Raw genomic sequence first — 23,928 nt, 5'->3', positions numbered from 1 at the left:
TTCATCATTGAATCACAGTGACTACAGGTGAAATAATAAATCCACCTGAATGCTTTAAATTCTAAATAACATGATAAATTAATATTCACCCTCACATTTAAAATCTATATTCAATACCCCCCTGAATAGTACGACCACGATTAGGGGTAAGTGAAAGAGAATCGCCATAATTAACAACATAGGCACGGTTAGTGATATTTTCTATTGTGCTGCTAAAAATTAAATTATTAGTAAACTTATAACTGGCATAAATATCAAATAGCGTATACTTCGGCCAGTCTGCTACATAGGCGGTATTGGGGAAGCCACTATTATTCGTCACTGACTTGTCTTGATGTCCTTTGTTATAACGGATAGTAGTACCGAAATCCAGCTTTTGATCAAATATTCTTCCACCCAAAACCAAACTGCCTCTATCACCCGGTAAATAAGCTGAAGAACCAAATAAATTGCTTGCTCTGTAGCATTCTATCTTATTATTTGCATGATTATCATCAATGGGATATGAAAGAGCTTTCCAAGAACCGTTCCTAATAATGCCATGCCTTTGTACTCCACCTAACCAGGCTGTTTTTGAGCAAACACTATTAACACCAATCATTCTGGTATAATTAATCGTCGTATAAAACAAACCCATATCATAACTTAATTGATATTCCAACCCACGGAAATGGGTTGTCAGTAAATTATTAATATAGGTTGCATTCGCAAAGGATTTACCACCAAACTTTGGTTTTTGTTTAGATAGTTCAAGATTAATATAATTAGTTACCCGAGTATCAAAGTAGGCGAACTTAGCAACCAGGCGATCTTCATTGATAAACAAACCGGTGTGCTGAATATTCAGGCCCGCCTCCCAGGCTTTGGCGTTCTCTGCCGCCAACAAAGGATTAGGCAAAATCCAGCCGTGACCATGCGGACTACCGGTAGCTAGCATTTCGGTCATCGCCGGTGGCCGCCAGGATTTACCGTAGTGGCCAAAAAACTCTAACCAAGGAACACCAGGCTTAATACCAATACCGGCCGTGGGTGAAAACTGTCTTGCGTGGCGATTCACATCCCATGCCATCGTTTGGTGTACATTAGAAGAACACCGGGTATTTTCCTGCTCAGACTGCTCATGTACTCTTGAGTCACAAGGATTATCACGAGTATAAGGGTGGCGCTGCCCTCTCGTTGGCATCCAGGTGTTACCTTGTATGCGAAATTGATCATGCCGCAGCCCACCTTCTAACCGCAACCAATCATTATAATCGTAATTAAGCTGGGCAAAGGTGCTGGTGATGGCACGCTGACCCGCAGGCGTCAGCCCATTTACCCTTTTATCCACTGGAGTTATAGCATCCAGATAGTCATTCGTCGTACGCCCGCGGGAACGGTCACTAAACCACTCAAGGCCATATTTAATGCGTAATTGATAGTGATCAGCATCAGTCAATAAGCTGGTATTTTGTAGTTGTAAACCGTGGGTAGTCAGGCGGGTTTGGGTCCAATATTGTTTGCGGTAAACGGCATTCGCGTTGTGGGTATCGGTGTAATCATCAGTATCCACGTAATAGACTTTGGCGGTGACGTCCAACCAGGCAATATGTTCCGGCTTTAGGCTATAATCCAACCCGATATTGCGGTTCATCACTTCACTAACACTGTTGCTTAACCAACCATATGTGAAAATATGTGGTGTGGCCCTATCATATAAAAGAGTAAACATACCAGCATTGGGGCTGTGTACTTGTGTCTGTAAATAACTGAGTTCCAAGCGTTGATCGGCGGGTAAATTCCAGCCTATTTTTGCTAGCCGGGAATGCATTTTATAATGCGTAAACGCGATTTTATTATTCTTAATATCATGGTCAAATTTACTTTCTTTCTCTCCCATGCGTATTTCACCAAGGTAACCTTTATTCCCCGGCCAATAGTCTTTTAGATTACGATCACTGGCTGCGATTAATATATCGCCATATTCATTACCTAATGCCAGCATGGCGCTACCAATAAATTGTGTACCATTATCACCGGTTATAGCGCGGAGTTTGCCGCCAATTTCTTTTCCCGGTTCAAGGAAGTCACTGGCATTAATGGTATTAAAAGTTGCAATTCCGCCAATCACTCCCGCACCACCAATACCGCTGGAGACACCTTTTTCAATAACCACATTGCTCAATATTTCTGGATCGATATACATCACACCATGGCGCTGGCCATGCCCGCTTTTCATAAAGTTCTGCCGCATGCCATCAATATTCATATTGATGCGGCCATAATCTTGTATGCCACGAATATTAACCGAGAGTGCAGGGTCGTTCTGGCTAACACTGGAGTAAACTCCCGGCGTTTGTTCCAAAATATCGGCGGCATGACGGGCTGGCCTGTTGTCCATTTGTTCGCGCGATATCTCACTCACTGAGCGAGGTACATCATAGACCCAATCACCCTCATTAAGGGGGCTTGAACCCTCCACTTTGAGTTCATCTAACACCATGTCATTCTCGTTAGCTGATTCAGCATTCACGCACTCTGAATAACCTTGCGCACTGAGAGCAAAAAAAAGACTTAATGCCATTTTATTCATTGGTCTTATTGTGGCTTCTTTATCTCTAACTATATTTTCCATTTATGAGATTTCATCCTTACTAATATAAAAACAATATATATATTAATCATTAGCCATAATTTAATGGCCTTTGAAATAAAATTTAGAAATAGGAGTACCGCCAAATAATAAAATTTATCCGGTGAGTGATATTGTGTTATTTTCTATAAATTAAATATGTTACTACATCAAATAAATGGAACATTACATAGGGAATAAAGTGCTCTACTTTATTAGAGGGCAAGGTAATTTGTTTCAGTAAAATACATTGCTATTTCAGTTAAATTGATTCATTTTATTTTTTAATGCTAGTAGAGGTTTTACTATAGCGCCATTATTTGATAATAATTATCATAATCATTTCTGGTTATAAACTCAACAATATATTAAAAATAAAACAGCATGCTATTGAGTGCATTGGTTTTATAAGAAAAATAAGTAATAAATAGTGGTTGGCGTTAAATGAATTAAAATCCCTACGTAAAGTCGGTAGAAATAAAATATTTACGTGTTCCTCTAACGCAAAACGGACCACAATAAATGTGGCCCGCTCCCAGTATTAATGTAATTCATTAATACTCTGCAAATTAAAATAACCGCGATTTAGCTTCAGCAATGGCCGATGCCACTTGCTGAGGCGAAACACCGCCTTTAGCGACCCGCTTATCCAGACAAGATTGCAATGACAGAATCGGATACACATCATCATTAATGACCGCACTGAATTTCTGCAAATCACTTAGCGATAAAGCCTCTAACGCTTTACCCTGACGAATCGCCTCAACAACCGCCTCACCGACGATATGATGAGCTTCACGGAAAGGCACACCTTTGGCAACCAGATAGTCAGCCAGCTCTGTCGCATTGGCATAACCTTGTTCAGCTGCTTCTTTACAGCGCGGGCGTTTTACTTGAATGCCATCCAACACCAGCGCCGCCATATGCAGGCAATCAAGCCAAGTATCGAGTGCATCAAACAGCCCTTCTTTGTCTTCCTGCATGTCTTTGTTATAAGCCAGAGGCAAGCCTTTCAACGTCATCATCATCCCAGTCAATGCGCCTTGTACCCGACCACATTTCCCACGGATTAATTCCAAGGCATCTGGATTTTTCTTTTGCGGCATCAGGGAAGAGCCTGACGTAACGCGATCAGATAAATCAACAAAAGCCGCTTCGCCACTGTTGAAGAAGATCAGGTCTTCTGCAAAGCGGGATAAATGCACCATGCCAATGCTGGCATCAGACAGCAATTCCAGTACATGGTCGCGGTCGGAAACGCTGTCCAGACTGTTACGTGTTGCCGAAGCAAAACCTAACCAGCCCGCCAGTTGTTCACGATCGATGGCATAAGCTGTTCCCGCCAGCGCACCACTGCCTAACGGGCTAACATCCAAACGCTTTAGCGTGTCTTGCAGGCGGCTTTCATCACGGGAAAGCATTTCAGCATAAGCCAAACACCAGTGTGCGAAGGTGACAGGTTGTGCCCGTTGCAAGTGGGTATAGCCCGGCATGACGGCATCTTGGTTAGCTTCAGCAGTGATAACCAGCGCCTGCTGCAACTGCTGCACCGCGGTTTTTAATTCCGTTATCTGGAACTTACACCACAATTTCAGATCGGTTGCCACCTGGTCATTACGGCTACGCCCGGTATGCAGTTTTTTGCCTAAATCACCCACTTTTTCAATCAGTTTGGTTTCAACCCAGCTATGGATATCTTCCGCATCACTGGCCAGAATAGCGTGTGGATCGGCCTGCACTTCTTCCAATAAAACAGAAAGTGCCTGCTCAAGTTGTTGCTGTTCAGAATCTGTCAAAACGCCAACTGTGACCAGTGCTTTCGACCAGGCAACAGAACCGATAATATCCTGTTCAGCCAGTCGGTAATCAAACCGCAGGGAATCATTAAACTGCTTAAAACGCTGATCTGCCGCCTGACTGAACCGTCCGCCCCACAATGCCATAATTTTGCTTCCCTAGATTGTGAATATACCCATCATCTTAAGGGATGATGGGTATTGAAATTGTGTTGATATCAAAAATCATAATATACCCAAAGTTGTTGGCGTTGCAGCAAGGTAGCAAACGAGCTCATCTTGAAGAACTAACTTGCGTCAGTAATTCGGCTGCAACTTCAAATACAGCGGGTATTAAGCCAGAATACGGGTACCAATCGGCACACCATTAAACAGTGCTGGCAGTTGATCGGCATGACGCCAACTGGCGATATCTACCGGACGGCCTAATGAACGTGCCGCATCCAGCGCCGCATTCACTTTAACCACCATACCGTCAGTAATGATGCCCTGAGCAATTAATTGCTCAGCTTTTTGCGCCGTCATCTCCGCGATCCGTTGGCCCTTACCATCCAGAATGCCACTGACATCTGACAGTAAAATCAAATCTGCACCCAGTGTGGCGGCCAATGCTGTTGCGGCCTGATCCGCATTCACATTCATCAATTTGCCATCAACAGTAATACCAATAGAGCTGATGATTGGCATGTAATCCGCCGCCAGTAAGGTTTGCACCAAAGCCGGAGAACCCGGCAGTGCTTTACCTACATGCCCCAGCTCGGCATCTAGTGGCGTAACGTCTACGGTATTGCCATCGCCCAGACACAGACCGACAGCATTGATTTGGTGTTTTACCGCCCAAGCCAGCAGGGTTTTGTTAGCAGTACCGGCCAATGCACCGGTAATAATATCAATCTGATCGGCTGGGGTAACACGCAGGCCGTTTTTCTTCACCACTGGCAAAGCGAGTTTTTTCATCAAATCATCAACCAGGCAACCACCACCGTGCATAATCACAAGCGGACGCTCATGTTTCTCACGATAGGTTACCAATGCAGTAAACAGGCGTTCCAGCGCTTCTTCGCTGTCCAGCAACACGCCACCTAATTTAATGACTAATGGATTCATTATGTTTCGCCTCGATGTACCCGTCATCTTTCAAGATGCAGGATTGTTGGCTGCCATCATTCACTCAAATTATTGAGTTATCTCAACTGCTTGAGTTCATTCTGTTGCCGCCTACCTGCAACTCGAAATCTATTGGGTATAATTAGATAATATTTCAGTGTTTTCTGGTTCTGGCTCGATGCCTTGCCCTCTATTGCCTACAGCAGCGACTGAGTTTCCGCAAAGCCAAAACGTATATTCATGCATTGGACGGCCTGTGCCGCCGCACCTTTCAGCAAGTTATCTTCTGTTGCGACAATAATTAAATGTTCGCCCTGTACAGAAAAACCAATATCACAGAACGGTAAACCCACCACCGCTTTCAGGGCTGGCACACCTTGCTGATATAACCGCACCAGTGGTTTATCCTGATACGCATTGTGGTATGCCTCGGCGATATCTTGCGCTGTCACTCCGACTTTCAAACGGCAAGTGATCGTCGCCAAAATGCCCCGGGCAAAATTCCCCAAATGCGGAGTAAAAATGACCGGTGTACCAAGGTGAGCAACAATTTCCGGTTGATGACGATGGTTAAACAAGCCGTACGGCTGCAAACTCACTTCACAAAAGCTGTTGCCAATACTGGCTTTACGCCCCGCTCCACTCACACCACTGACGGCGTTAATCACCGGCCATTGTGCATCATTGAGCAAACCGCCATCGACCAATGGCTTAAGTGCCAGTTGTGATGCGGTTGGGTAGCAACCCGGTACGGCAATCAATTGCGCCTGTTTAATATTTTCGGCCTGCCATTCAGCTAGCCCATAGACCGCTTTATCCAGCCACTCAGCATGTTGATGCTCAAAACCATAATATTGGCTATAAAACGCCGCGTCCTGAACCCGGAATGCACCCGAGAGATCAAAGACCACACAACCCGCCGCCAGGAATTGTGGGGCTAAATCATGGCTAACTTCATGGGCGGTGGCGAGGAAGACAACATCAACACCTTTTGCCGCCTGAGCCACATCCACCAAGGGTTGCAGCGGAAGATCAATAATGCCTTTGAGTTGCGGATGCAGATCAGAAAGTAATTTTCCTGCATCTGCACTTTGCGCTGAAACCGTTAAACCGGTTATGTTCATATGTGGGTGACGATTCAGGTAAGCCGTAAGCTCCGCTCCGGCATAGCCACTGGCACCAACAATCAGCGTATTCAACATGGGTTTAGTTTACCTTCTGACTAAATTGTATTTATGCGTTTAAAGACATAAATACTCAAAACCGTTATCCGGGTTCTCAGCAAGGCTTTACTGTTCCCCCACGTGATTGAGCATTGACATTTACGTAAAATTAAGGGTGCTTTTGGGTTCCCTTACGCTCAAGCTTAATGTATTTTTATTCATAATTACTGCATGAATATTGATACTATCCTAACCAAAGGCTGTCAACAGTGAAGATGAAATTACCTCCATTTATTGAGCTATATCGGGCATTAATCGCCACACCATCGATCAGCGCCACCGATAGTGCTCTCGACCAAAGTAATGAGTCGCTAATCAACTTGTTGGCCGGATGGTTTGCTGAACTGGGTTTTCGTGTCGAAATCCAGCCCGTGCCTGATACCCGCCACAAATTTAATCTGCTTGCCTCTATTGGTGAAGGCCAAGGTGGATTACTACTGGCGGGCCACACCGACACCGTACCTTATGATGAAGGGCGCTGGACACGCGACCCTTTCACCCTGACCGAGCATGACAACAAGTTGTATGGTTTGGGAACCGCCGATATGAAAGGTTTTTTTGCCTTTATTCTGGATGCGGTACGCGATATTGATGCCAGCAAATTGAACAAGCCGCTGTATATCCTGGCAACGGCTGACGAAGAAACCACCATGGCAGGCGCACGCTACTTTGCCGCCTCTACCCAATTGCGCCCCGATTTCGCGATTATTGGTGAGCCAACATCACTACAGCCGGTGCGGGCACACAAAGGGCACATTTCTAATGCCATCCGTATTACCGGCCAGTCTGGCCACTCCAGTGATCCCGCGCGTGGGGTGAATGCCATTGATTTGATGCATGAATCCATCACTCAGTTGATGAAACTGCGCACCACTCTGCAAGAGCGTTATAACAACCCGGCGTTTGCCATTCCTTATCCGACCATGAATTTCGGTCATATTAATGGCGGTGATGCCGCGAACCGCATCTGTGCTTGCTGTGAATTACATATGGATATCCGCCCGCTACCGGGCCTGACATTAAGTGATCTGGATGAGTTAATGACTGAAGCATTGGCACCGGTAAGTGAGCGCTGGCCGGGCCGCTTGAGTATTGATGAACTGCATCCGCCGATTCCGGGCTATGAATGCCCCACCGATCACCATATGGTGGGGGTTATCGAGAAATTACTGGGTGAGCGCACTGCGGTAGTTAACTACTGCACCGAAGCGCCGTTTATCCAGCAAGTTTGCCCAACATTGGTATTAGGCCCAGGGTCTATCAATCAAGCCCATCAGCCGGATGAATTTATCGACATGGCCTTTATCGAGCCAACCCGCGAGCTAATTGGTCAGCTCGTTGATCACTTCTGTCAGCAGAAATAACCCTAATGGGGTAGGCGGATCAAAGTTACCGATTAGCCAGACTGATAACCTGACCTCGGTAATTAAATTTCAACAATATCCCTAAAATTGATGTTTTTTTGCTAAAAATAGTGTCAATTGGGGTATGAAATTGAACGCGGCGAGTGGAAATGTCCATCTCAGCCTTTTGAGTGAAATTAATTTACAAAAAGAAATCGTATACCCAAAGTCATTGGCATCGCAGGTCGGCAGCAAGTGAACGAGTCCCGATGAGCTTACTCAAGTAAGTGATTCGGGTGAGTGAAAGTAGCTAACAACCCTGCGGTGTCAAGGACGAAGGGTATGTGGGTCAGGGGTCATATGAACGAACAATATTCCGCAATGCGAAGTAACGTCAGTATGCTCGGCAAACTACTCGGGGACACCATCAAGGAAGCGTTAGGCGAACACATTCTTGATCGGGTAGAAACCATCCGTAAATTATCTAAATCTTCGCGTGCTGGTAATGAAGCAAGCCGTCAGGAGCTACTGACGACGCTGCAAAATCTGTCCAACGACGAGTTGCTGCCGGTAGCCCGTGCTTTTAGCCAATTCCTCAATCTGACGAATACGGCAGAGCAATACCACAGTATTTCACCACATGGTGAAGCGGCCAGTAATCCGGAAGCTCTGGCACAATTGTTCACCCGCTTAAAAGATAAAAATTTGAGCGAGAAGGACATGCGCAGCGCGGTTGACGAGTTATCCATCGAGCTGGTGTTAACCGCTCATCCAACCGAAATCACTCGCCGCACCCTGATCCACAAACTGGTTGAAGTGAATACTTGCCTGAGCCAACTGGATCACAATGATTTAGCCGATTACGAACGCAACAAGATCATGCGTCGTTTGCGTCAGTTAGTTGCACAATCATGGCATACTGATGAAATTCGTAAGATTCGCCCTTCCCCGGTCGATGAAGCTAAATGGGGCTTTGCGGTAGTTGAAAATAGCCTCTGGGAAGGTGTGCCAGCATTCCTGCGTGAGTTTAACGAGCAGTTACAAAACTCCCTCGATTACCGCTTGCCTGTCGAGGCGGTGCCGATTCGTTTCACCTCATGGATGGGCGGCGACCGCGACGGTAACCCAAATGTCACCGCCGAGATTACTCGCCATGTGCTGTTACTGAGCCGCTGGAAAGCGACTGATTTGTTCCTGCGTGATATTCAGGTGCTGGTGTCCGAGCTTTCTATGTCGGAATGTACGCCGGAATTACGTGAACTGGCCGGTGGCGAAGAGGTGCTTGAACCTTATCGTGAACTGATGAAGCGCGTGCGCACTCAGTTGACCAATACTCAGGCTTATCTGGAAAGCCGTCTGAAAGGCGAGCGCGTATTGCCGCCAACTGACTTGCTGGTCAGCAATGATCAACTGTGGGACCCGCTCTATGCGTGCTATCAGTCCCTGAAAACCTGTGGCATGGAAATCATCGCCAACGGCCAATTGCTGGACACTCTGCGCCGCGTACGCTGTTTTGGCGTGCCATTGGTGCGTATCGATGTGCGTCAGGAAAGTACCCGCCATACCGATGCGATTGCTGAACTGACCCGCTATCTGGGCCTTGGCGATTATGAAAGCTGGTCTGAGGCCGATAAACAAGCCTTCCTGATCCGCGAGCTGAACTCCAAACGCCCATTGGTTCCACTGAAATGGGAACCTAGCGCCGACACACAAGAAGTGCTGGAAACCTGCCGGGTTATCGCCGAAGCGCCTCAAGGCTCTATCGCCGCTTACGTTATCTCCATGGCTAAAGTGCCGTCGGACGTGCTGGCGGTGCATTTGCTGCTCAAAGAAGCCGGTTGTCCATTCACTCTGCCGGTAGCGCCACTGTTCGAAACCCTTGATGACCTCAACAATGCCGACGACGTGATGACCCAGTTGCTGAGTATCGACTGGTATCGCGGCCTGATCCAAGGCAAACAAATGGTAATGATTGGCTATTCTGACTCGGCGAAAGATGCCGGCGTGATGGCCGCCTCTTGGGCGCAATATCGCGCGCAGGATGCATTAATCAAAACCTGTGAGAAAGCCGGTATCTCCCTGACACTGTTCCATGGCCGTGGCGGTTCGATTGGTCGCGGTGGGGCACCGGCTCACGCCGCCCTGCTCTCTCAGCCTCCGGGTAGCCTGAAAGGCGGCTTACGTGTCACTGAGCAAGGTGAGATGATTCGCTTCAAGTTTGGCTTGCCGGAAGTCACTATCAGCAGTTTGGCGCTGTATGCAGGTGCCATTCTGGAAGCTAATTTATTACCACCGCCAGAGCCGAAGAAAGAATGGGTTGAGGTGATGGATTTGCTGTCTGATGCATCCTGCGATATGTATCGCGGTTACGTGCGTGAGAACCCAGAGTTTGTTCCTTACTTCCGCGCGGCAACACCGGAGCTGGAATTAGGTAAATTGCCACTGGGTTCACGCCCGGCCAAGCGGCGTCCAAATGGTGGCGTAGAGAGTTTGCGGGCCATCCCATGGATTTTCGCCTGGACGCAAAACCGTCTGATGCTGCCAGCCTGGCTGGGTGCGGGTGCAGGTTTGCAAAAAGCGATTGATGCCGGTAAGAAAGAAGCATTAGCCACTATGTGTCGTGATTGGCCATTCTTCTCTACCCGTATCGGTATGCTGGAGATGGTGTTCGCTAAAGCCGATTTATGGCTGGCTGAATATTATGATCAGCGCCTGGTGGATAAATCTTTGTGGCCGCTAGGTCAGCAATTACGCGACCAATTAGAAGCAGATATTAAAGTGGTGTTGGCCATTGCCAACGATGACCACTTAATGGCTGATTTGCCGTGGATTGCAGAGTCTATCGCGTTGCGTAACGTATACACCGACCCATTAAACGTGTTGCAAGCCGAGCTGCTACACCGCTCGCGCCAACAAGCACACCCTGATGCCCGTGTTGAGCAGGCATTGATGGTGACAATTGCTGGTGTTGCGGCTGGGATGCGCAATACCGGCTAGAGTTTGCTACACAGGATGTGGGTTTAGGTGATTGGGTGATAGGTTCGGTTGTTATAACACTGAGTTTATTTAGCCTCCGATGAACCAACCGCCAAGGGTGTGAAGCGTACACCCTTGGCGGTTGCGGCGATGGAGATTGAGTGAGCCGTAAAGCTTTAACAACCGAACCAGTTACCGAGTGACTAAATCATGGAGATTAAAGGGGCTATTGCCCCTTTAAAAAACTAAGGCCTCACCCCGAGGGTATGGCAAATCGCATAACTCAACTCAGCACGGTTCAAGGTATAAAAATGGAAATCCTTTACACCTTCACGACTCAGAATCTTCACCATATCCATCGCAACTGATGCCCCGACCATTTTACGGGTCTCAGGATCATCATCCAGCCCTTCAAAAATAGTGCTCATCCAATTAGGCACCCGCACATTGGTCATCGTGGCGAAGCGCTGGAGCTGTTTAAAATTGGACACAGGTAAAATACCTGGAACTATCTCGACATCAATACCGGTGGCAACACAGCGGTCGCGAAAACGCAGATAACTTTCAACATCAAAGAAGAACTGAGTGATAGCACGGTTAGCGCCAGCGTCAATCTTACGTTTCAGGTTAATCAGGTCTGCCTGCGCACTTTTTGCTTCAGGATGCACTTCCGGGTAAGCCGCAACAGAGATATCAAAATCCCCCACGTCTCTCAGCAAGGTCACCAAATCAGAAGCATACATTTCCGGCTTGCCGCTGTTCGGTGGCAAATCACCACGCAAGGCAACAATATGGCGAATGCCGCTATTCCAATAATCGGTCGCGATAGCACGTAATTGAGTCGGAGAGGCATCAATGCAGGTCAGATGCGGCGCTGCTTCAAGGCCAGTACGCTCTTTAATGCCTTTGATGATGCTATGGGTGCGATCGCGCTCACCAGAGTTAGCGCCATAAGTCACTGAGACAAACTTCGGCTTCAGAGTGCTCAAACGGTCAATTGAGCTCCACAGAGTGTCTTCCATCTCGCTGGTACGCGGCGGGAAAAATTCAAAAGAAACATTAATCTGGCCTTGCAGCTCTGCCAGACTTTGATTCAGCGCTTCCCGCTGGTTTGCGTGAAAAAAACTCATACCCTGTTACTCCATTGCCTATGATTGTCGTTTTGACGACTTATGTTATCTGTCACTGTTTATTTATGAGCGTCTATACGTTTAGACGTCTAAATAGAAAATGACCGAAGTTAGCGAAAGAGTCAACTTTTAAATAAGTTTAGGCCGATGATTAATCTTCACACGCAATACGCGAAAAATTCATGCAGAGAATAAAGGGATATTTAGCCTCCCTTACACCAGGTAAAGGAGGCTAGAAAAAGCAGATTACAACAGTTGAGACAGGCGGTTTAAATCCGACTGAATAGCTCCAGCGGTGACATCACGACCCGCCCCAGGGCCACGAATGACCAACGGATTATCGCGATACCAACGGCTCTCAATGGCGAATACGTTATCGCAAGGTAGCAAGGAGGCCAATGGATGGTCAGCGCGAACGGCTTCAACACCCACCCGCGCCTTACCATTGGCATCAAAGCGTGCCACGTAACGTAATACTAGCCCCATCTCATTCGCCGCTTCTAAGCGCTGAATCATTTGCTGATTCAATGCTTCGCCATTTTCAAAGAATTGATCCACTGATCCGACATCCGCTCCTGCAGGCACCAGTGATTCTACTCGCACCTGATTCGGTTCGATGTCGTAACCGGCTTCACGGGCCAAAATAACCAGCTTGCGCATAACATCCTGACCAGAGAGATCCACTCGTGGATCAGGTTCCGTCAGACCTTGTTGCCAAGCTTGATCCACCAGCTCAGTAAAAGGCACCGTGCCATCGAATTGCAGGAACAACCAAGACAGCGTTCCGGAGAAAATACCGCTGATGGCCAAGATGCTGTCACCACTATCACGCAGGTCACGCACGGTGTGGTTCACCGGTAAACCGGCACCGACAGTGGCGTTATACAGCCAATGGCGGCCTGTTTTGGCAAAAGCATCACGGATTTGGCGGTAATTATTACTGCTAGAGGCACCAGCGAGTTTATTGGCACTGATCACGTGGAAACCGTAGCTGGCGAAATCCAGATATTGCTCAGCAAGTGACTCGCTGGCGGTCACATCCAGCACCACCAAATCATCAAACGGATGCGCCCGCATCCATAAGAACAGTGACTCTTCATCCTGTTCTTTGGCTTCATCATCATAAAATGCCAGTGTGCGGCTGGCATCCAGCCCGTCATAGCTCAACAGACTGCGGCGGCTGTCGACGACTCCGGCCAGCACGAACTCAAAGCCACTGCGAGCCGAAATATTTTTTTGCTCACGGGCAAACAGCTCCAGCCAGCGGGCACCAATGTTGCCTTTACCGAACAGCATCAAACCAATGCGTTTCTCGGCGCGGAACAATGACTGGTGCAACCCCTGAATCAAGTGCTCTGTTGGCCCAAGACGCAGAACGGCAACCATGCTGATACCGTCTTCTGCCTGCCAGATAAATTCAACTGGCTGATCTTTCAACTGTTGGTAAAAACGGTGGCTGTGTAGCGGATTTTTACTCACTCCCGCACCAACCAATGCCACCAGAGCCAAGCCCTCACGCAGAGATAATTTCCCCGGCAGCGTGGCGTCTTCCAGCACTCTTAGCGCACTGTTAACCACTTCTGAGGTATAGCAAAGTTGCAATAGATTTCGGTCAGGATGGATACCCGTCGCCAGCGGTTTGATTTGCGCTCGTTTGAGGAGTAAATCAATCTCTTTTTGTGCCAGTGAGAAATCGTGATGGCTGGCAATCTGTAATTCGATCAGGCAAACATCATCATGGCTGGTCACAATCTTGGCACCAGACCCAGAGGCCAGTACGCGCTCAATACGGGTTGAACCTTGCTCCGGTTGATAGCTACAGCGCAGTTGTAAATCAATATCGCTGCCTGAAACCGGTTGTAACGTGCGGGTATGCAGCACCGGAGCCGCCAACCGAGCCAATTCACTGGCTTCATCCAGCCGCAGTAATGGCAGTAAACAGGCATCTTTCACTTTACGTGGATCAGCGCTGTATACCCCGGCAACATCACTCCAGATGGTGACGCGCTCAACACCCGCCAGCGCACCAACTTGGGTAGCGGAGTAGTCACTGCCGTTACGCCCCAACAACACGGTTTCACCGGCGTTATTGCGTGAAATAAAGCCAGTCACCACTAAGCGCTGATGCGGATGTTGCGCCATCAATTGCTGCAACAACGGATAAGATCGGCCTTCATCAATTTGTGGCTGTGCTGCACGTTCCGCGCGCAGGAAGCTGCGGGCATCAAGCCAGGTTGCATCCATATCTAGCTTGTTCAGTACCGCAGCCATCAAACGGGCCGACCAAATCTCACCATGGCCAACCACTTCAGCATAAATGGCATCGTCAACTTTGTTATCCAGCAGACCGGCCAGGCGCTCCAAATCATGGATAAACTCGCTAATCAGTGATTCGGCTATTTCTGGCGACAATAAGCCACTAATCAGGTCGTGTTGATAACGACGCAAATTTTGCTGCACCTGATGAGCAGAAAGACGGTCACTTTGACTCAGCTTCAACCAACTAATCAGCTGGTTAGTTGTACTACCTGCCGCAGACACCACCATGAGATCGCCGGGGCGACTGTAGTTGGCCATAATGTTGGCCACCCGCAGGTAACACTTCACATCTGCCAGGCTACTACCACCAAACTTATGCAGTTGACGACCCGTAACCGCCGCTGCTACCGCTGTTGCATTCATGCTTACCTCGTTCCCGCCAACTGGAAGGCATTTTCCAAGTCGGCAATCAAATCTTCGCTGTCTTCAATACCCACGGAAATACGCAATAAGCTATCAGTAATACCTGCGGCAATGCGCGCTTCTGCCGCCATACCGGCATGGGTCATGGTCGCTGCATGGGATATCAGGCTTTCGACGCCGCCCAAAGACTCTGCCAGAGTAAATAATTCAAGGGCAGAGAGGAAACGGCGCAGTAGCTGTTCATCACCATCGAGCTCAAAACTAAGCATCGCACCAAAACCCGTTTGCTGACGACAAGCAATTTCGTGGCCGGGATGTTGTGGCAGAGAAGGATGATACAGCTTTTTCACTAAAGGCTGCTGCTGTAAATAACGAACAATGTCATCCGCGTTACGCTGCTGCTGTGCCATACGTGGCGATAAAGTGCGTAAACCACGTAATAACAGATAGCTATCAAATGCCGCACCGGTTACACCGATATTATTCGCCCACCACGCCAACTCCACGGCTAATTCCGGATCTTTGGCAATCACCGCACCGGCAACCACATCAGAATGCCCATTGAGATATTTGGTACAGGAATGTACTACCAGATCCGCGCCTAAAGAGAGAGGCTGCTGCAACGCTGGGCTGAGGAACGTATTGTCGCAAACAGTCAGAGCGCCAACGGCATGAGCGGCTTTACAGATCGCCGCGATATCGACCACTCGCAACAGCGGATTACTTGGCGTTTCAATTAATACCAGTTTGGGCTTTTCAGCCAATGCCCGGCTCAGGGCGACTTCATCGCCTTGGTCAACAAACAACACCCGATAAGCACCACGTTTACTGAGGCTATCAAATAAACGGTAGCTGCCACCGTAGCAGTCATGCGGAGCAACCAGCAGGTCACCCGGTTTGAGAAATGTGGTGCATACCAAATGAATCGCTGACATCCCACTGCTGGTCATTACCGCGCCAGCTCCTCCCTCCAACTCTGCCAGCGCTCGCTGCACGACATCACGCGTCGGATTACCGCGACGTGAATAGTCATGGGCACGTGGCTGATTAAAGTCGATAAAATTATAGGTACTGGAGAGGTGAATTGGGGGGACAACACAGCCGTATTGCTCGTCATCGTTTAACCCGCTACGGACTGCTATTGTTGCCTGTTTACGCGTCATATGGATTACCACCAGCCGGGATCGAGAAAATGTTATGCCAGAGTAGACTCACAAATTACGGACGTCAATACATCTGGACATCTAAACTTCTTTGCGTATAGATTGAGCAATGGAATAATAACCGCTAAAATTATATAGGTTTTAGATATCTTAATGATGTCAGTCAGGTTTCGATGGGGTTTTGTTTAGCCATAAAACTGGCAAAGAAAGGCAATGGCTATCAATAAATAGCAAAAATGGTTATTTCAGTGACCTTAGTCTAGTAAAATTGACATTTATTTAGTGAGAACAGCGAAGATCGGGCATAATTGGCCGGTTTTCAGAATTTTGTATTTTCCGACAAATTTAAGGTGTCCCATGGCTGAGTGGAACGGCGAGTATGTCAGCCCTTACGCTGAACACGGTAAGAAAAGCGAACAGGTCAAAAAAATTACGGTATCCATTCCGCTGAAGGTTTTAAAAATCCTCACCGATGAACGGACCCGTCGTCAGGTGAATAACCTGCGACACGCCACCAACAGTGAATTGTTGTGTGAGGCTTTTCTGCATGCATTTACCGGTCAGCCGCTACCGAACGACGAAGATCTGCGTAAAGAGCGCAGTGATGAGATCCCGGAAGCCGCGAAGATTTTAATGCGTGAATTGGGTGTTGATCCCGATACCTGGGAATATTGATTTCCGGCAGCAACTCGTTTCATGAGTCATAAAGTGGAGTGGGCTGTAGAAATGAAAAAAGGCGCCCAAGGCGCCTTTTTCGTCTGACGGGTAATAATTACTTCTTAGCACCCGGCACGCTGAAACGCTTGTTGAAGCGGTCAACACGGCCACCGGTAGCAACATCACGCTGCTTGCCAGTGTAGAACGGGTGGCATTCGCCGCACACGTCCAGATTCAGGTCATGACCAACAGTTGAGTTGATCTTGATAACGTTACCGCAAGAGCAAGAAGCAGTAACTTGATCGTATTTAGGGTGGATACCTTGTTTCATGGAAAACCTCTATATTTAGGCCGTGTCGCTATCCAGCCCTGTTCCGCCAGACACCACACGATTGATAAATAATAATTTTATTGATAACTAACTATCGCTGGTAAAGTAAGCAACGGCTGTTAACAGAGTTTGATATCGAATTATATCAAAGGCGGCGAATCATACAGAATTTGACCAAACCGCGCAATCGAATCCGCACATTTTGAAGCACGCAGTGTAAACTATTCAATCTTTTTTTATTCAAACCCATTTATTGATTCAGGATAACAACACATGTTGGTTGTTCAAGTGGCATTACCCGTACCGCTGAGCCGCACCTTTGACTACCGTTTAGACAGCGCCATGGCCTGCCCGGTAGTTGGTGCTCGCGTCAGTGTGCCATTTGGTAAACGCAAAGCCATTGGGATTGTCGTGGGTATCAGCGATACCAGCGCATTTCCTCTTGAACAACTCAAAACCGTTGATGCCGTTTTAGATAGTTACAGTTTATTTCCACCCAGCCTGTGGCGCATTCTGTGTTGGGCGACCGAGTATTATCACTATCCCATCGGCGAAGTGCTGTTCCATGCTCTGCCCATTTTACTGCGCCAAGGGAAGCCTGCACAATTGGCCCCTTTGTGGCAATGGTTCGCTACTGAGCAGGGGCGGGCCACGCCACCTGAAAGTTTAAAACGCGCCCCCAAACAGCAGCAAGCTCTTGCCGCATTATTGCAAAAACCCGTCTATCGCCATCAGGTTAATGAGATGGCATTAACAGAAAGCGCATTGCAAGCATTGCGCAGCAAAGGGCTGATTGACCTGCGAGCACAGGAAGTGGCAACCACCGACTGGCGCATTGGCTTTTCCGTGTTGGGTGAACGTCTGCGACTCAATACCGAGCAGGCCACCGCCGTCGGAGCCATCCGCAGTGAAGATAACCAGTTTGCCGCCTGGTTGCTGGCGGGGGTCACCGGCTCAGGTAAAACCGAAGTTTATCTCAGCGTGCTGGAAAATATTCTGGCGCAAGGACGTCAAGCCTTGGTTTTGGTCCCTGAAATTGGCCTGACACCACAGACTATCGCTCGGTTTCGCGAACGCTTCAGCGCGCCGGTTGAAGTACTCCATTCCGGCTTAAATGATAGCGAACGTTTATCGGTCTGGCTGCGAGCGCGTAACGGCGAGGCCGCCATCGTCATCGGCACCCGCTCAGCTCTGTTTACGCCGTTTTCCCGGTTGGGCGTTATCATTATCGATGAAGAGCATGATAGCTCTTATAAACAACAGGAAGGCTGGCGTTATCATGCCAGGGATTTAGCCGTATTCCGGGCCCGTGAAGAAAATATCCCTATCGTGATGGGCACGGCAACGCCGGCATTGGAAACATTACATAACGTGCAGATGGGGAAATATCGCCAGTTAACCCTGTCAAAACGGGCAGGGAATGCTAAACCGGCGATGCAGCACTTGTTAGACCTAAAGGGCTTACCCCTAAAAGTCGGCCTTTCTCAGCCCCTGCTAAAACGCATCAAAACCCATTTGCAGGCCGATAACCAGGTGATTTTATTCCTCAACCGCCGAGGTTATGCGCCCGCTCTGTTGTGTCATGAATGTGGTTGGATTGCGGAATGCCAGCGCTGTGACCACTATTACACACTCCATCAGAATCATCGCCAGTTACGTTGCCACCATTGCGACAGCCAGCGACCGGTACCGCAACAATGCCCTAAATGTGGCTCAACGCATCTGGTCTCGGTAGGGGTCGGCACCGAACAGCTAGAAAATGAACTTGCCCCGCTGTTTCCGGAGACCCCGATCACCCGTATCGACCGCGATACCACTAGCCGAAAAGGTTCGCTAGAGCAGCACCTTGCGGATGTTCATCAAGGTGGCGCACGCATTTTGATTGGCACTCAAATGCTGGCAAAAGGCCATCACTTTCCCGATGTCACTCTGGTGGCATTACTGGATGTCGACGGTGCGCTATTCTCGGCAGATTTTCGCTCAGCGGAGCGTTTTGCTCAGCTTTATACCCAAGTATCTGGCCGTGCAGGGCGGGCGGGTAAGCAAGGCGAAGTGATTTTACAAACTCACCATCCGGAACATCCGCTACTGCAAATTCTACTACAGCAAGGCTACGATGCCTTTGCCAAGCAAGCATTGGCCGAGCGTAAAAGCGTATTTTTACCGCCTTATACCAGCCATATCATCGTGCGCAGTGAAGACCACGATAACCAGCAATCGGCGCTGTTTCTGCAACAGTTACGTAATTTGCTGGAGGCCAGCCCACTGAAAGATGATGCATTATGGATTATGGGGCCGGTTCCGGCATTGCAGGCTAAACGCGGTGGGCGCTTCCGCTGGCAATTATTGTTGCAGCACCCTTCTCGGCAATTACTACAACGGCTGATTAAAACTTCTCAGCCACTTATCAATACATTGCCGCAAGCACGAAAAGTTAAGTGGACGTTAGATGTCGATCCAATCGACAGCTAAATACCCCGCTTACTTGAAGTTGTAACTGGGGTTATTTACGTGATTTATTGTTTGATTTGCTACTCAAAGCAATCGTTTCCCCTGCTTTGTGCGAGCCAGTTCGAAAAAACCTACTTATGTCACACTTTTAATGCAAATTAGGTAACAAATTGCCCTCACTATCTGTATAGAATGACGGAAAGTCTGTATTTAACCGAAACCACACTGCCATGAAAGGATATGAGCGCGCTTACCGGACCTACCGGTTTACGTGTGACAACCCGTTAATATTCTGAGCCATTGGCCACGGGATATCTCAAGCATTAGTGCTGGCTCGGAGCCAGAGCAAGGAGAAAGGCGTTGGAACATAAGAAAGAATTCACGATGGCCACCATGAAAGACGTTGCCGAGATGGCAGGTGTTTCTACTGCGACGGTATCACGCGCGTTGATGAACCCTGAAAAAGTTTCAACAGTGACCCGGCAAAAAGTGGAGCAAGCGGTGCTGGCTGTGGGTTACTCTCCTCATGCTTTATCTCGCAATATCAAACGTAATGAATCGCGCACTATCCTGGTTATCGTCCCAGATATCAGTGACCCATTCTTTGCCGATATCATTCAGGGTATTGAACATGCCGCAGCCCAGCAAGGTTATCTGATATTAATTGGCGATTGCGCACAACAGACGCAGCAAGAGCGCACCTTCGTTAATTTGATTATCACCAAGCAAATTGATGGCATGCTGCTGTTAGGTTCTAACTTACCTTTTGATGCCAGCAAAGAAGAACAACGCAATTTGCCACCGATGGTCATGGCAAATGAGTTTGCCCCTGAACTGGAACTGCCAACGGTACATATCGATAATCTGACGGCCGCCTTTGACGCCGTACACTATCTACATGAGTTAGGGCATAAACGTATCGCCTGTATTGCCGGGCCAGAAAGTATGCCGCTATGTCATTATCGGCTACAGGGTTATATTCAGGCACTGCGTCGTAATGGTATTGCGGTCGACAGTGACTATATTATGCGCGGTGACTTTAGCTACGAAGCCGGTGCTGAAACTTTTGCCGCGCTGATGGAGCGCCCTCAACCACCAACAGCAATATTTTGTCACAATGATGTGATGGCGATAGGTGCGATGTGGCAGGCGAAGAGAATGGGGCTACGTGTCCCGCAGGATGTCTCGGTGGTCGGCTTTGACGACTTAAAACTGTCACAGTATTGCGATCCCCCCTTGACCACAGTGGCACAACCACGTTATCAAATTGGTCAGCAAGCCATGTTACTATTACTTGAGCAGTTACAAGGGCATTCAGTACAAAGTGGCTCCCGCTTGTTAGATACCGAATTAATCGTCAGGGAAAGTACTGCTGCGCCTAAACGCTAGGCAAATATTCAGGGGTTCAGTAACATGACGGACTTATTCCATCATCACGACGCAGCGAAACGATAGTGGCACAAAGAGATTATGTAAGCCGAGGGCGCTCAGGAGCGCGGCGCAAAAGCACCAGCCGGAAAAAACGCAGTGCTCCAGCAGTATCCAAAACCGTGATGGCACTGGCCGTCGCGCTATTAGTGGTATTTGTTGGTGGCCTTTATTTCATCACCCACAATAAGCCGGGTGAGCTTCCGCTACTCCCTAACCATGACCCACGCGCCGGTAACGGGTTACCACCTAAACCGGAAGAGCGCTGGCGTTATATTAAAGAGTTGGAAAATCGTCAAATTGGCGTGCCTACACCGACAGAGCCATCTGCAGGTGGTGAAGTGAATTCTAAGACGCAACTGACCAACGAGCAGCGCCAATTGCTTGAGCAGATGCAGGCAGATATGCGCCAACAGCCGACGCAATTATCAGAAGTGCCGTATAACCAAGGGATGCAAGTGCCGCGCTCTGCTGTGACCATCAAACCGCCGGTCACTGATATGCAGCAGCAACCACTAACGCCGCCGCGTCAAACGGCCATACCGGTACAACAGGCACCACAGACACAAGTACAGCAGCAGGCACCGACACCACCACGTACGCAGCAATCTACAGCTCCGGTAACACAGGCCGCGACACCGCCTAAACCGGAAAAAGAGAAAGAAAAAGCGCAACGATGGATGGTGCAATGTGGTTCATTCAAAGCTGTTGACCAAGCCGAATCTATTCGCGCTCAATTAGCATTTGAAGGTATTGAAAGCCGCGTAACTGCCGGTGGTGGTTGGAATCGCGTGGTACTCGGCCCTTACAGTACCAAGGCCGCCGCTGATACTGCCTTACAGCGTTTGAAAGGCGCTGGTCAATCAGGATGCATTCCCCTCGCTGTGGGGGGTTGAAAAGTAGTAATCCTCCCCCATCTATAATCTCAATATACTCCATACTGTTTTTCTGAAAGACAGTATGGAGACTCATTCAGTCTGCAACGAGGGTCCGCTCGTGACAACAATTGTAAGTGTACGCCGTAATGGTCATGTCGTTATCGGTGGTGATGGCCAGGTCACTCTGGGTAATACCGTAATGAAAGGCAATGCCAAAAAGGTACGTCGCCTTTATAACAATAAAGTCATTGCTGGCTTTGCTGGCGGTACGGCTGATGCCTTTACGCTATTTGAACTATTTGAGCGCAAGCTGGAGATGCACCAAGGCCATCTGACTAAAGCGGCCGTCGAGTTAGCCAAAGATTGGCGAACTGACCGCATGCTACGCAAGCTTGAGGCACTGTTAGCTGTGGCTGATGAAACTGCCTCTCTAATCATCACTGGTAATGGTGATGTGGTACAGCCTGAAGATGATTTGATTGCTATCGGTTCTGGCGGGCCTTACGCCCAGTCTGCGGCTCGTGCGCTACTGGAAAATACCGAATTGGATGCCCGGGATATCGTTGAGAAGTCTCTGAGCATTGCGGGGGATATTTGTATCTATACCAACCGCTTCCAAACCATTGAAGAATTAACGTACTAAACGTTATTAACATACAAAGCGTAAGGATAGAGTGACATGTCTGAAATGACCCCACGCGAAATCGTCAGCGAACTTGATAGCTACATCATCGGTCAGGATAAAGCTAAACGTGCAGTGGCAATTGCCCTGCGTAACCGCTGGCGTCGGATGCAGCTTAACGAAGAGCTGCGTCATGAAGTTACCCCGAAAAACATTCTGATGATCGGCCCAACCGGTGTCGGTAAAACTGAAATTGCCCGCCGTCTGGCCAAACTGGCTAATGCGCCGTTCATCAAAGTTGAAGCCACCAAGTTCACCGAAGTGGGTTATGTTGGTAAAGAAGTGGATTCTATTATCCGCGATCTGACCGATGCAGCGGTGAAAATGGTCCGCCATCAGTCAATTGAAAAAATGCGTTATCGGGCTGAAGAATTAGCCGAAGAGCGCATTCTGGATGTACTGATCCCACCGGCAAAAAATAACTGGGGCCAGCCAGATGAAACTCAAGAGCCATCCGCTACCCGTCAGGCTTTCCGCAAGAAACTGCGCGAAGGTCAACTGGATGACAAAGAGATTGAAATCGATCTGGCTGCTGCACCGGTTGGTGTTGAAATTATGGCACCTCCGGGCATGGAAGAGATGACTAACCAGTTGCAATCCATGTTCCAGAATATTGCTGGTCAGAAGCAAAAACCGCGTAAAATCAAAATCAAAGATGCATTCAAACTGCTGATTGAGGAAGAAGGCGCGAAGCTGGTTAATCCTGAAGAGCTGAAACAACAGGCAATTGATGCAGTTGAGCAGCACGGGATCGTGTTCATCGATGAAATTGATAAAATCTGTAAACGTGGCCAGACTTCAGGCCCGGATGTGTCCCGCGAAGGGGTACAGCGCGACTTGCTGCCATTGGTAGAAGGTTGCACCGTATCAACCAAACATGGCATGGTAAAAACTGACCATATCCTGTTTATTGCCTCCGGTGCATTCCAGGTCTCTAGCCCGTCAGACCTTATCCCGGAACTGCAAGGCCGTTTGCCAATCCGTGTCGAATTACAGGCGCTGACGACAGATGATTTCGAGCGCATTCTGACTGAGCCGAGTGCCTCACTGACCGAGCAGTACAAAGCATTGATGGCGACCGAAGGGGTGACCGTTGAGTTCTCCCGCGAAGGTATCCGTAAAATCGCGGAAGCGGCATGGCAGGTTAACGAACGTACCGAGAATATTGGTGCTCGCCGCTTGCACACCGTACTGGAACGTCTGATGGAAGATATCTCTTATGACGCCAGCGAAAGTAATGGTCAATCCATTACTATTGATGCTGAGTATGTTGGTAAGCATCTGGACGAGTTGGTAGCAGATGAAGATCTGAGTCGTTTTATCCTATAATTCGCTTTATAAGCCTATGCTGGATAAAATGGTTCGCCAAAATAATATTGAGTGGGAGGCATCGCCTCCCACTGTTATTTTTATCGTATGATTTTTGTAACTCGCCGATAATAGGCGAACCAGAGACTCCTAAGACCCAAA

Annotated in this window: 16 protein-coding genes; 8 read left to right on the top strand and 8 right to left on the bottom strand. The window is 48.4% G+C overall.

Annotated features, from left to right (window positions below; genetic code table 11):
• Positions 1-97: 97 nt before the first annotated feature.
• From DJ58_RS08400 to argC, 4 genes are all read right to left on the bottom strand, one after another.
• Positions 98-2,614, bottom strand: a complete 2,517-nt coding sequence (locus DJ58_RS08400) for a TonB-dependent hemoglobin/transferrin/lactoferrin family receptor (RefSeq protein ID WP_004710565.1) — start codon at positions 2,612-2,614, stop codon at positions 98-100.
• A 566-nt stretch (positions 2,615-3,180) separates the two neighbouring features.
• A complete protein-coding gene (argH, locus tag DJ58_RS08405; RefSeq protein WP_004710564.1) occupies positions 3,181-4,554 on the bottom strand; it encodes an argininosuccinate lyase in 1,374 nt (457 codons plus the stop codon).
• Positions 4,555-4,740: 186 nt separating this feature from the next.
• Positions 4,741-5,514, bottom strand: coding sequence for an acetylglutamate kinase (gene argB, locus DJ58_RS08410; RefSeq protein WP_004710562.1), 774 nt, complete (start codon positions 5,512-5,514; stop codon positions 4,741-4,743).
• A 197-nt stretch (positions 5,515-5,711) separates the two neighbouring features.
• Positions 5,712-6,716 (bottom strand): N-acetyl-gamma-glutamyl-phosphate reductase, encoded by a 1,005-nt coding sequence (argC, locus tag DJ58_RS08415; protein ID WP_004710560.1) that lies wholly within the window; start codon positions 6,714-6,716, stop codon positions 5,712-5,714.
• A 236-nt stretch (positions 6,717-6,952) separates the two neighbouring features.
• Between argC and argE the strand changes: the two genes are divergently transcribed.
• Complete coding sequence (gene argE / locus DJ58_RS08420) at positions 6,953-8,101, top strand: acetylornithine deacetylase (RefSeq protein WP_004710559.1); 1,149 nt, start codon at positions 6,953-6,955, stop codon at positions 8,099-8,101.
• Positions 8,102-8,440: 339 nt separating this feature from the next.
• Positions 8,441-11,077 carry a phosphoenolpyruvate carboxylase gene (ppc, locus tag DJ58_RS08425; protein ID WP_004710555.1) on the top strand — a complete coding sequence of 879 codons (2,637 nt, stop codon included), beginning with the start codon at positions 8,441-8,443 and terminating at the stop codon, positions 11,075-11,077.
• A 224-nt stretch (positions 11,078-11,301) separates the two neighbouring features.
• Here ppc and metF read toward each other — a convergent pair whose 3' ends face one another.
• The 3 genes from metF to metB all read right to left on the bottom strand — a co-directional run bounded on the left by metF (position 11,302) and on the right by metB (position 16,031).
• Positions 11,302-12,186 (bottom strand): methylenetetrahydrofolate reductase, encoded by an 885-nt coding sequence (metF, locus tag DJ58_RS08430; protein ID WP_004710554.1) that lies wholly within the window; start codon positions 12,184-12,186, stop codon positions 11,302-11,304.
• Between the two features lie 246 nt (positions 12,187-12,432).
• The gene (locus tag DJ58_RS08435) at positions 12,433-14,868 is read right to left on the bottom strand and encodes a bifunctional aspartate kinase/homoserine dehydrogenase II (protein ID WP_004710552.1); all 2,436 of its coding nucleotides are present in this window, start codon (positions 14,866-14,868) and stop codon (positions 12,433-12,435) included.
• A gap of 2 nt (positions 14,869-14,870) precedes the next feature.
• A complete protein-coding gene (metB, locus tag DJ58_RS08440) occupies positions 14,871-16,031 on the bottom strand; it encodes a cystathionine gamma-synthase (RefSeq protein ID WP_032911480.1) in 1,161 nt (386 codons plus the stop codon).
• 357 nt (positions 16,032-16,388) lie between these two features.
• Between metB and metJ the strand changes: the two genes are divergently transcribed.
• Entirely contained in the window at positions 16,389-16,706 is a 318-nt protein-coding gene (gene metJ, locus DJ58_RS08445) for a met regulon transcriptional regulator MetJ (RefSeq protein WP_004392248.1), read from the top strand.
• Positions 16,707-16,803: 97 nt separating this feature from the next.
• Here metJ and rpmE read toward each other — a convergent pair whose 3' ends face one another.
• Complete coding sequence (gene rpmE, locus DJ58_RS08450) at positions 16,804-17,019, bottom strand: 50S ribosomal protein L31 (RefSeq protein WP_004710548.1); 216 nt, start codon at positions 17,017-17,019, stop codon at positions 16,804-16,806.
• Positions 17,020-17,292: 273 nt separating this feature from the next.
• Between rpmE and priA the strand changes: the two genes are divergently transcribed.
• From priA to hslU, 5 genes are all read left to right on the top strand, one after another.
• Positions 17,293-19,491, top strand: a complete 2,199-nt coding sequence (gene priA, locus DJ58_RS08455; RefSeq protein WP_004710547.1) for a primosomal protein N' — start codon at positions 17,293-17,295, stop codon at positions 19,489-19,491.
• Between the two features lie 339 nt (positions 19,492-19,830).
• Complete coding sequence (cytR, locus tag DJ58_RS08460) at positions 19,831-20,859, top strand: DNA-binding transcriptional regulator CytR (RefSeq protein ID WP_032911478.1); 1,029 nt, start codon at positions 19,831-19,833, stop codon at positions 20,857-20,859.
• A 65-nt stretch (positions 20,860-20,924) separates the two neighbouring features.
• Positions 20,925-21,794 (top strand): cell division protein FtsN, encoded by an 870-nt coding sequence (gene ftsN, locus DJ58_RS08465; RefSeq protein ID WP_004710543.1) that lies wholly within the window; start codon positions 20,925-20,927, stop codon positions 21,792-21,794.
• Between the two features lie 100 nt (positions 21,795-21,894).
• On the top strand, positions 21,895-22,419 hold the full coding sequence (gene hslV / locus DJ58_RS08470; protein ID WP_004710541.1) for an ATP-dependent protease subunit HslV: 525 nt from the start codon (positions 21,895-21,897) through the stop codon (positions 22,417-22,419).
• 36 nt (positions 22,420-22,455) lie between these two features.
• The gene (gene hslU, locus DJ58_RS08475) at positions 22,456-23,787 is read left to right on the top strand and encodes an ATP-dependent protease ATPase subunit HslU (RefSeq protein ID WP_004710539.1); all 1,332 of its coding nucleotides are present in this window, start codon (positions 22,456-22,458) and stop codon (positions 23,785-23,787) included.
• Positions 23,788-23,928 lie beyond the last annotated feature (141 nt).

This window comes from Yersinia frederiksenii ATCC 33641 (assembly GCF_000754805.1).
In the GTDB taxonomy this organism is placed as follows: Bacteria; Pseudomonadota; Gammaproteobacteria; order Enterobacterales; family Enterobacteriaceae; genus Yersinia; species Yersinia frederiksenii.
Note: the sequence above shows the minus strand (reverse complement) of the source record. Positions and strands in the feature narration are given on the sequence as shown.